General features: G+C 52.8%; 10 protein-coding genes. 6 read left to right on the forward strand and 4 right to left on the reverse strand.

Annotated features, from left to right (window positions below):
* Nucleotides 1–202 precede the first annotated feature (202 nt).
* On the forward strand, nt 203–1,006 hold the full coding sequence (gene dkgB / locus ADJ24_RS07335; protein WP_023310477.1) for a 2,5-didehydrogluconate reductase DkgB: 804 nt from the start codon (nt 203–205) through the stop codon (nt 1,004–1,006).
* Nucleotides 1,007–1,035: 29 nt separating this feature from the next.
* Here the strand turns inward: dkgB and yafC are convergent, their stop codons facing one another.
* The gene (gene yafC / locus ADJ24_RS07340; protein ID WP_023310478.1) at nt 1,036–1,941 is read right to left on the reverse strand and encodes a DNA-binding transcriptional regulator YafC; all 906 of its coding nucleotides are present in this window, start codon (nt 1,939–1,941) and stop codon (nt 1,036–1,038) included.
* 104 nt (nt 1,942–2,045) lie between these two features.
* Here yafC and ADJ24_RS07345 point away from each other — a divergent pair, with 104 nt between their 5' ends.
* From ADJ24_RS07345 to ADJ24_RS07355, 3 genes are all read left to right on the forward strand, one after another.
* Nucleotides 2,046–3,221, forward strand: coding sequence for an MFS transporter (locus ADJ24_RS07345; protein ID WP_023310479.1), 1,176 nt, complete (start codon nt 2,046–2,048; stop codon nt 3,219–3,221).
* 136 nt (nt 3,222–3,357) lie between these two features.
* Entirely contained in the window at nt 3,358–4,158 is an 801-nt protein-coding gene (locus ADJ24_RS07350; RefSeq protein WP_024909448.1) for an endonuclease/exonuclease/phosphatase family protein, read from the forward strand.
* A gap of 75 nt (nt 4,159–4,233) precedes the next feature.
* Nucleotides 4,234–5,007: a class I SAM-dependent methyltransferase gene (locus tag ADJ24_RS07355; RefSeq protein ID WP_023310481.1), complete on the forward strand. Its 774-nt coding sequence runs from the start codon at nt 4,234–4,236 to the stop codon at nt 5,005–5,007.
* A gap of 52 nt (nt 5,008–5,059) precedes the next feature.
* Here ADJ24_RS07355 and mltD read toward each other — a convergent pair whose 3' ends face one another.
* Both mltD and gloB read right to left on the reverse strand, forming a co-directional pair.
* Nucleotides 5,060–6,424: a murein transglycosylase D gene (mltD, locus tag ADJ24_RS07360; RefSeq protein WP_032668075.1), complete on the reverse strand. Its 1,365-nt coding sequence runs from the start codon at nt 6,422–6,424 to the stop codon at nt 5,060–5,062.
* A 68-nt stretch (nt 6,425–6,492) separates the two neighbouring features.
* On the reverse strand, nt 6,493–7,251 hold the full coding sequence (gloB, locus tag ADJ24_RS07365) for a hydroxyacylglutathione hydrolase (protein WP_023310483.1): 759 nt from the start codon (nt 7,249–7,251) through the stop codon (nt 6,493–6,495).
* Between the two features lie 32 nt (nt 7,252–7,283).
* Between gloB and ADJ24_RS07370 the strand changes: the two genes are divergently transcribed.
* Complete coding sequence (locus ADJ24_RS07370) at nt 7,284–8,003, forward strand: class I SAM-dependent methyltransferase (RefSeq protein WP_023310484.1); 720 nt, start codon at nt 7,284–7,286, stop codon at nt 8,001–8,003.
* Here ADJ24_RS07370 and rnhA read toward each other — a convergent pair.
* Nucleotides 8,000–8,467 carry a ribonuclease HI gene (rnhA, locus tag ADJ24_RS07375; RefSeq protein WP_023310485.1) on the reverse strand — a complete coding sequence of 156 codons (468 nt, stop codon included), beginning with the start codon at nt 8,465–8,467 and terminating at the stop codon, nt 8,000–8,002. The two genes, ADJ24_RS07370 and rnhA, sit on opposite strands and share 4 nt — an antisense overlap.
* A gap of 64 nt (nt 8,468–8,531) precedes the next feature.
* Here rnhA and dnaQ point away from each other — a divergent pair, with 64 nt between their 5' ends.
* Nucleotides 8,532–9,263 carry a DNA polymerase III subunit epsilon gene (gene dnaQ, locus ADJ24_RS07380; protein ID WP_029739690.1) on the forward strand — a complete coding sequence of 244 codons (732 nt, stop codon included), beginning with the start codon at nt 8,532–8,534 and terminating at the stop codon, nt 9,261–9,263.
* The last annotated feature ends 180 nt before the right edge of the window (nt 9,264–9,443 follow it).

Consider the following 9,443-nt stretch of genomic DNA (forward strand, 5'->3'; position numbering starts at 1 on the left):
TCACGCAGGGGGTCGCGGGTTCGAGTCCCGTCCGTTCCGCCACTTATTAAAAGCCCTGAGCTCACGCTCAGGGCTTTTTTTTTATCTGACGTTTAATTATTGCGAAATTAGCAAAAATCCTCTGCGTTTTGCGCTCTTTTTCTCTATAACAACGCCAGCGATAATCTTCCTCAGTTTACGAACATAATGATTGAGGAATAGTATGACTCTCCCTGCATTTGGTCTGGGCACTTTCCGCCTGAAAGACGACGTTGTTATCGCATCGGTTAAAACCGCACTCGAACTGGGTTATCGTGCAGTTGATACGGCACAGATCTATGAAAATGAAGCTGCCGTTGGACAAGCTCTCGAAGAGAGTGGTGTGCCGCGTAATGAACTGTATATCACCACGAAAATCTGGATTGAGAATCTCAGCAAAGATAAGCTGATCCCTAGCCTGAAAGAGAGCCTGAAAAAACTGCGTACTGACTACGTAGATCTGACGCTGATCCACTGGCCATCACCGAATGATGCCGTCTCAGTAGAAGAGTTCATGCAGGCGCTGCTGGAAGCGAAAAAGCAGGGCCTAACCCGCGAAATAGGGATCTCCAACTTCACGATTCCGCTGATGGAAAAAGCCATTGCCGCTGTTGGCGCAGAAAATATTGCGACCAACCAGATTGAGCTGTCTCCATACCTGCAAAACCTCAAAGTCGTGGACTGGGCAAAACAGCACGGGATCCACATCACTTCATACATGACGCTGGCCTACGGTAAAGCGCTGAAAGATGAAGTGATTAGACGTATCGCAGAGAAACATAACGCCACTGCTGCGCAGGTGATTCTGGCATGGGCAATGGGTGAAGGTTATGCCGTGATCCCATCATCAACTAAGCGTGAAAACCTGGCCAGCAACCTGTTAGCAGCGAATCTTCATCTGGATGCTGACGATAAAAAAGCGATCGCAGCACTGGAGTGCAACGATCGCCTGGTAAGCCCGGAAGGTTTAGCTCCTGACTGGGATTAAGTTTGACCCACCCTCTGTAACCTGAACCCTCACACAGCTCCTCCTGGAGCTGTTTTTATATGTTCACTCAGGAAGTCAATAAAGGCGCGAATGCGCGTGCTTACCGCTCTGTCACTGTAATACACTGCGCTAAAGGGCATTTCGACCGGCAGACGTTTGTCGGCCATCAGCTCCACCAGTTCACCCCGCGCTATCTCCTTATCAATCATATAGTCTGATAAACAGGCGATCCCGTTCCCTTCCAGGCAAAGCTGTTTCAGCGTCTCTCCGCTGTTAGACGATAATCCGCAGGTAATTTCATAAAGTTGACCATCGTGACAGGCAACAGGCCAGGTGTTCAGCGACACAGGTTCCGTAAAGCCCAGGCACAGGTGCTGCTTCAGTTCTTCAACCGCCTCTGGTTTACCATGTTCGGCAATATACTCTGGTGATGCGATAATTTTGCGGTAGCTGGCAAACAAAGGGCGGGCACGCAAGCTTGAATCTGTCAGTGTTCCCGCCCGGATCGCCACATCTACTTTACGCTCGATGAGGTTGATAAACGTCTCTGAGGAGACCAGAGAAAGCGTCATCTCCGGATAGCGTTCGCGGAAAGGCTTGATCAGCGGCATCAGAAAGTGAAGCACCACCGGCGTGGCCGCATCAATGCGCAGCAATCCACGCGGCGTGCTGCGGGTCTCCATAATCTCCGTCTCCGCTGCAGCCATCTCCTGCAATACCGACTGCACGCGGCGGAAGTAACGCTCTCCTTCTTCCGTCAGGCTCAGCTGCCGCGTCGTTCGGTTGAGCAGACTCACTCCAAGCTTCATCTCCAGTTTTTTTACCGAACGGCTGATGGCCGAATTAGCCTGTCCCAGCTGTTCGGCCGCGCGGCTAAAGCTGCCGCTTTCAACGACGGCGACAAAGATTGTCAGCTCTTCCGATGTTGCTTTCATTTTTGCACCACCTGCAAAATTCTATTGAGATTTTGACCATTTTTGTTATTTAAGCACTGGCGCATACTGCCTGTCATCTTAATCCTGATGATACGGAGTATTTTATGCCACTGGCGCTACTTGCCCTGACGATCAGTGCCTTTGCAATTGGCACGACCGAATTTGTTATCGTGGGCCTGGTTCCCACTATTGCTAACCAGCTTGCGATCTCGTTGCCCTCTGCGGGGTTGCTGGTATCAATCTACGCCCTGGGCGTCGCCGTCGGTGCGCCAGTGCTGACGGCCCTGACCGGACGTTTTCCGCGTAAGCAGCTGCTAGTCGCGCTGATGGTGCTGTTCACCGCCGGCAACGTTCTGGCCTGGCAGGCGCCGGACTACACCACGCTGGTGATTGCCCGTCTGTTGACCGGCCTTGCACACGGCGTGTTCTTCTCGATTGGTTCCACCATAGCAACAAGCCTGGTGCCCAAAGAGAAAGCGGCTTCAGCTATTGCGATCATGTTTGGTGGGTTGACCGTCGCACTCGTTACGGGCGTACCGCTGGGAACGTTTATCGGACAACACTTCGGCTGGCGTGAAACGTTTCTGGCCGTCTCCTTGCTGGGCGTCATCGCTCTGGTGACCAGCCTGCTGCTGGTACCGTCGAATATTCCAGGTCGGGCAAGCGCCAGCCTGCGCGATCAGCTGAAGGTGCTCACGCATCCGCGTTTGCTGATTATTTACGCGGTAACTGCGCTGGGCTATGGTGGCGTATTCACCGCCTTTACCTTCCTGGCGCCGATGATGCAGGACCTGGCGGGCTTCTCACCCAATGCCGTGAGCTGGATTTTGCTGGGATACGGTATTTCCGTTGCCATTGGCAATATCTGGGGCGGCAAGCTTGCGGATAAGCATGGTGCGGTACCGGCGCTGAAATTCATCTTCGCCGCCCTGGTTGTTCTGCTGATGATTTTCCAGTTCACGGCTTCGCTACACTACGCCGCGCTGGTCACGGTGCTGGTCATGGGGATCTTTGCCTTTGGTAATGTGCCCGGGCTTCAGGTTTACGTGGTCCAGAAAGCCGAGCTCTATACGCCAAATGCGGTGGATGTGGCATCGGGTCTGAACATTGCCGCATTTAATATTGGCATTGCGCTGGGCTCCATCATTGGCGGACAAACCGTAGCGCATGTTGGGTTAACCCAGACTCCGTGGATTGGCGCGGTGATTGTCCTGGTGGCCTTCCTGCTGATTGGCCTGAGTGGACGTCTCGATAAGCCAGCCAGGGTCGCGTTGGGTTAACATCAGTAAGTGCTTGCTTACAAAACTGGAAAGCGGTTTCTCAGAAATTGCGTTGAAAGTATGACCTAAAGTCCCTATAACATTAGAACCAGTCCGTTTTCCGGGCTGGTTCATGTTACAGAGGCTGTTTCCAAAAGTGCGAAAAAATACCTATGCCATGCGTTATGTTGCCGGAATGCCCGCGGAGAGGATCTTGCCTCCGGGGTCATTTGCGAGCATAAGCCAGGCATTACCCGCCGGCACGCCGTTAAGCAGCGATGAGAAAATCCGTGTACTGGTGTGGAATATCTTTAAGCAGCAGCGTGCCGAGTGGTTATCGGTACTCAAGAACTTTGGAAAAGATGCCCACCTGGTTCTGCTTCAGGAGGCGCAAACTACTCCTGAGCTTGTACGCTTTGCCACCACGAACTATCTTGCCGCCGACCAGGTGCCTGCGTTTGTCCTGCCGCAACACCCCTCAGGTGTGATGACGCTTTCAGCAGCACATCCGGTCTATTGCTGTCCACTGCGCGAACGTGAACCTATCCTGCGTCTGGCAAAATCGGCGCTGGTGACGGTCTATCCGCTGCCGGATACCCGAATGCTGATGGTCGTGAATATCCATGCGGTAAATTTCAGTCTGGGCGTGGATGTTTACAGTAAGCAGTTACTTCCGATCGGCGATCAGATTGCCCATCACAGCGGGCCCATCATTATGGCCGGCGATTTCAATGCCTGGAGCCGTCCGCGCATGAATGCGCTGTATCGCTTTGCGCGCGAAATGTCGCTGCGTGAAGTTCGTTTTAGCGATGACCAGCGCAAAAAAGCCTTTGGTCGTCCTCTCGATTTTGTCTTCTATCGTGGTTTGAGCGTGCACGATGCCTCGGTTCTGGTGACGCGCGCCTCGGATCATAACCCTCTACTAGTCGAATTCAGTCCCGGCAAACCTGATAAATAATGGTGTGTCAGGTCTGCCGTGGGGCAGGCCTGCGCGGGTGCTGCCCTTTATTTTTCACTCACAAAGGACAGTACGATGACAACAACACGCTCCCATCATGACAATGTAGAAAAACAGTTTGGTTCTCAGGCAAGTGCCTATCTGAGCAGCGCCGTGCATGCTTCTGGCCGCGATCTGGTGCGTCTCGGTGAACGTCTGGCGGCGTTCCCGCAGGCGCACGTGCTGGATTTAGGCTGCGGGGCAGGGCATGCCAGCTTTACGGCTGCGCAGCAGGTCGCTCACGTTACCGCGTTTGACTTATCCAGCCAGATGCTGGACGTTGTTGCCGGTGCGGCGAAAGCGAAGGGACTGGACAACATCGATACGCAACAGGGCTATGCCGAATCCTTACCGTTCGATGATGAGTCGTTTGAGGTGGTTATCAGCCGTTACTCCGCGCACCACTGGCACGATGTCGGCCAGGCATTGCGCGAGGTCAAACGTGTTCTGAAGCCGGGTGGCATCTTCATTATTATGGATGTGATGTCCCCTGGACATCCGGTGCGCAATATCTGGCTGCAGACGGTCGAAGCGCTGCGCGATACCTCACACGTGCAAAACTATGCCAGCGGAGAGTGGTTGTCGCTTATCACTGAAGCGGGGCTGATCGCGCGCGCGTTGATTACCGATCGCTTACCGCTGGAGTTCAGCTCCTGGATCGCGCGTATGCGCACCCCGGAAGTATTAAGCCAGGCGATCAGGCTCTATCAGGAGAGTGCGTCCGCGGAGGTAAAAGCGTACTTTGAACTGCAGGAAGATGGATCGTTTACCAGCGATACCATCATGGCCGAAGCGCAAAAAGCGGGATAAACAAAAAAGGCACCGAGGGGAATCGGTGCCTTTTTATCTTTCGATCGTGTTATCAGGAGTCTGGCGTCGCGCTGTTCTTCACAAACAGCGTCAACTGGTCGCCTGGTTTCAGGTTGTCAGTATCATTGTTCCAGCGCATCACATCCTTGATGTTCACGCCGTGTCGTTTTGCGATACTGGACAGTGAATCGCCCTTGCGCACGCGATAGGTAATGCTGTCGCTGTTGCTGGCGAGACGCTGTGCGCTGCTACCTGCACCTACCGTCAGAGTCTGACCCACTTTCAGGCCGGAGCTGCGCAGATTATTCCACTGCTGCAGATCCTTCGCATTCACGCCAAGACGTGACGCAATGCCCGAAAGCGTATCACCTGAACGAACCTTATAGCTGCGGCTGCTAACGGATGAAGCATCGGCGATCAGCGTTGACTGAACGGCGGCAATTTCACCCGATGCTAAAGACTCACGTAACTGCGCCGCATGTTTCTGCGGAACCATCACATACTGCGGGCCGCTTGCCCCCAGCGTCGAGCCTTTAACGCCTGCATTAAAGGTTTTCAATTTACTTACCGACATACCCGTCATATCAGCAACTTGTTGAATATCAACCGGATTGCTGAGGCGAACACGCGCCAGTGCACGACTTTCGTCTGGTGTTGGCAGTTGTACACCGTAACGCTTGCTGTTCTTGAGAATATCGCTCAAGGCCAGCATCTTCGGTACGTAAATCTTCGTTTCCTGTGGCAGTGAGAGCGACCAAAAATCGGTGGATTTACCCCGTGCTTTATTCGCTTTCATTGCCTTCAGTACACGACCTTCGCCACTATTATACGCTGCGACCGTCAACAGCCAGTCGCCGTCAAACATCTTGTTCAGACGTTGCATCATGTCGAGAGCGGCTGTCGTTGAAGCGACAACATCGCGACGCGCATCATAGTTGCGGGTCTGTTTCAGACCATAGTTTCGCCCGGTGCTCGGAATGATCTGCCAAATGCCTGCGGCATTGGCGCCAGACGTCGCGTGTGGGTCAAAAGCGCTCTCCACTATGGGTAGGAGTACCAGCTCCATAGGCATGTTACGTTTCTTAACTTGCCCGGCTATCCAGTACATATACGGCTCTGCCCGTAACGTTACATCGTGGAGATAGCTCTTATTACTTAAATACTTCTGTTTCTGTTCGCGAATCCGGGGATTTTCCGGAATTCCCATCTTTAGCTCGTCGCCAATAGAGGTCCACAAGTCTTGATCCTGCGCGTAAGATGTTCCATCGTCCATCCATCGCGCCGAACTTGCAAACTTCCCTGCTTCCCCTTGACCAGCCGCAGAAAGGCTCTGTGCGTGCTGTTGTACGTTGCTGCCGTTTTGCGACTGGCAACCTACAAGCAGGACAGAGGCGAGTAATATCGCTTTTGCCTTCATGTGTGTGTCAATAGTTGCTTAAAAGACGAGCGATGATAACGGCGAAATTTTGAAAAGGCAACCCGCAATTATCTGAAGTTATCTTTCTTTGACCTTAACCATGCAAATCGTTGTTCTGGTTGTTGCAAATTTGTTTCTTGGTTAATTTTATTAATTAAATCAATATCATCTGTTCGTAAAAATAAATTAATTTGGCGCTCGTTTTTCAGAATTACGGGGAGTGTTTTTTGGTTTTTTGCACGTAACTCCTTCACTTTGTGATAATAATCCTGAATCGCTCGATCCTCGGGTAAGAGGCTCACGGCAAACTTCATATTTCCTAATGTATACTCATGGGCGCAACAAATGAGCGTCTCATCGGGTAGCGCGTTAATCTTCTGTAAAGACTGATACATTTGAGCTGGCGTACCTTCAAACAGTCTTCCGCAGCCTCCGGAGAACAGCGTATCGCCGCAAAAAAGATAAGGCTTACTGTAGAAACACAGATGTCCCAAAGTGTGACCCGGTGTAGCAAATACGGAAAACTCCCACTCGCGTATGAGGATATTTTCGCCTTCTTCGACTACATGCGTGATTCCCTTATCTTGTGCTTCTGCCGGTCCGTAAACCACAAGATGCGGAAAATTGGCGCGCAGTTCAGGCACGCCGCCAGCGTGATCGTTATGATGATGCGTCAACAAAACGGCTTCTGGCTTCCAGCCGTTCTCTTTTATGGCGTGCAGAACAGGGGCGGATTCTCCGGGATCGACAATGACGCATCGGCGATCGTCGTCAACCAAAACCCAGATGTAATTGTCCTGAAACGCTGGAATACTGATAAGATTCATACATTACCTCTTAGAGCGTGGCGGGTGTTTTGATGAAACCGGCAAGGATACCTCAGACTGTCGCAGCACCGGAACGTTGGGCGGAATTGCCCTGGGGTGAATACTATCGCGAAGCGTTAGAACAGCAGCTGAAGCCCTGGCTCGCGAAAATGTATGGCTTTCACCTGCTTAAGATTGGCAATCTCAGCGCGGAAATCAATACCGAAAGCTGCGCTATCTCGCATCAGGTTAACGTCTCTCTCGGCGGATCGCCGGTTCAGGTGAAGGCAGACCCGCTGCATCTGCCGTTTGCGGAAAAATCCGTCGATGCGTGTTTGCTCGCACATACGCTACCCTGGTGCAGCGATCCGCATCGTCTGCTTCGCGAAGCCGATCGCGTGTTGATTGATGACGGCTGGCTGGTACTTAGCGGATTCAATCCGCTAAGCCTGATGGGCCTGCGTAAGCTAGTACCGGTGCTACGCCGGACTCCACCTTACAACAGCCGGATGTTCACCATGATGCGCCAGCTCGACTGGCTTTCGCTGCTGAACTTTGAGGTGCTTTGCTACGGTGGTTTTCAGGTGCTGCCCTGGGCGCGGCAGGGGGGCGTGGTACTGAGTACCCATCTCCCCGCATTGGGCTGTTTGCAGTTTATCGTTGCGCGTAAGCGAACCATTCCCCTTACGCTTAACCCCATGAAGCAGAGCAAGTCGAAAACGCCCATTCGCCAGACCGTCGGCGCCACGCGGCAGTACAAAAAAACCGATTAGGCGTCGGGCTGATAGCCCGCATCTTCATGTGCGGGATTGGATGCCGCAGCACGCGCCAGTTCGTCGCAGCGTTCGTTTTCCGGGTGGCCAGCGTGGCCTTTAACCCACTCCCACTTAATCTGGTGCTGGCCCAGCGCAGCATCAAGACGTTTCCAGAGATCGACGTTCTTGACCGGCTTCTTATCGGCGGTTTTCCAGCCGCGTTTTTTCCAGTTATGGATCCACTGGGTGATCCCCTGACGCACGTACTGACTGTCGGTGCTTAACACCACGTCACAATGTTCTTTTAACGCCTCCAGCGCCACGATGGCCGCCATCAACTCCATCCGGTTGTTGGTGGTCAGAAAATAGCCTTCGCTAAAGGTTTTTTCGTGCTGGCGATAGCGCATAATCGCGCCGTAGCCGCCGGGCCCTGGGTTACCGAGACAAGATCCATCGGTGAAAATTTCTACCTGTTTACGCATCTCTGGTAGACTTCCTGTATTCGAAACGTTCAGTTAAACGATAAGTCTGACATAAATGACCGCTATGAGCACTGCAATTACTCGCCAGATTGTCCTCGATACCGAAACCACCGGTATGAACCAGATCGGCGCGCACTACGAAGGGCATAAGATCATCGAGATCGGCGCCGTTGAAGTGGTGAACCGTCGTCTTACGGGTAACAACTTCCACGTCTACCTCAAACCCGATCGGCTGGTGGATCCTGAAGCGTTCGGCGTTCACGGTATTGCCGATGAGTTCTTGCTGGATAAGCCGACTTTTGCGGATGTCGCTGACGAGTTCCTGGAATATATCAAGGGCGCCGAGCTTGTCATCCATAACGCATCGTTCGATATCGGCTTTATGGATTATGAATTCAGCAAGCTTAATCGTGATATTCCGAAGACGAACACCTTCTGTAAGGTGACGGACAGCCTGGCGCTGGCAAGGAAGATGTTCCCCGGCAAGCGTAACAGCCTGGATGCACTCTGCTCGCGCTACGAGATAGACAACACCAAGCGAACGCTCCACGGGGCGTTGCTCGATGCCCAGATCCTGGCCGATGTCTATCTGACGATGACCGGCGGGCAGACGTCAATGAAGTTCAGTATGGAAAATGAATCCCAGCAGACGCAAGGCGAAGCGGGCATTCAGCGTGTTGTTCGTCAGGCCAGTCGCTTGCGGGTTGTTTTAGCCAGTGATGAAGAGCTTCTTAACCACGAATCCCGGCTTGATCTGGTACAGAAGAAGGGCGGCAGCTGTATGTGGCGCGCCTGAAAAAACGCCTGAATGCCTGTAAAATCATCGTTTGGGCGATTTTTGCAGCAAACGATTCAAAACGTGAGAAAAAGCGTTGACGAGATCGGAGGCGCACCGTAATATGCGCCTCGTTCCCCAAACGGGAACAGTGGAGCGGTAGTTCAGTCGGTTAGAATACCTGCCTGTCACGCAGGGGGT

Origin of the sequence: Enterobacter sp. 940_PEND (genome assembly GCF_001059415.1) — a bacterium.
GTDB classification, from domain to species: Bacteria; Pseudomonadota; Gammaproteobacteria; order Enterobacterales; family Enterobacteriaceae; genus Enterobacter; species Enterobacter cloacae_M.

Coding starts and splice junctions, on each gene's coding strand:
- dkgB (WP_023310477.1), top strand. CDS start 203: ATGACTCTCCCTGCATTTGGTCTGGGCACTTTCCGCCTGAAAGACGAC.
- yafC (WP_023310478.1), bottom strand. CDS start 1,941: ATGAAAGCAACATCGGAAGAGCTGACAATCTTTGTCGCCGTCGTTGAA.
- ADJ24_RS07345 (WP_023310479.1), top strand. CDS start 2,046: ATGCCACTGGCGCTACTTGCCCTGACGATCAGTGCCTTTGCAATTGGC.
- ADJ24_RS07355 (WP_023310481.1), top strand. CDS start 4,234: ATGACAACAACACGCTCCCATCATGACAATGTAGAAAAACAGTTTGGT.
- mltD (WP_032668075.1), bottom strand. CDS start 6,424: ATGAAGGCAAAAGCGATATTACTCGCCTCTGTCCTGCTTGTAGGTTGC.
- gloB (WP_023310483.1), bottom strand. CDS start 7,251: ATGAATCTTATCAGTATTCCAGCGTTTCAGGACAATTACATCTGGGTT.
- ADJ24_RS07370 (WP_023310484.1), top strand. CDS start 7,284: ATGAAACCGGCAAGGATACCTCAGACTGTCGCAGCACCGGAACGTTGG.
- rnhA (WP_023310485.1), bottom strand. CDS start 8,467: ATGCGTAAACAGGTAGAAATTTTCACCGATGGATCTTGTCTCGGTAAC.
- dnaQ (WP_029739690.1), top strand. CDS start 8,532: ATGAGCACTGCAATTACTCGCCAGATTGTCCTCGATACCGAAACCACC.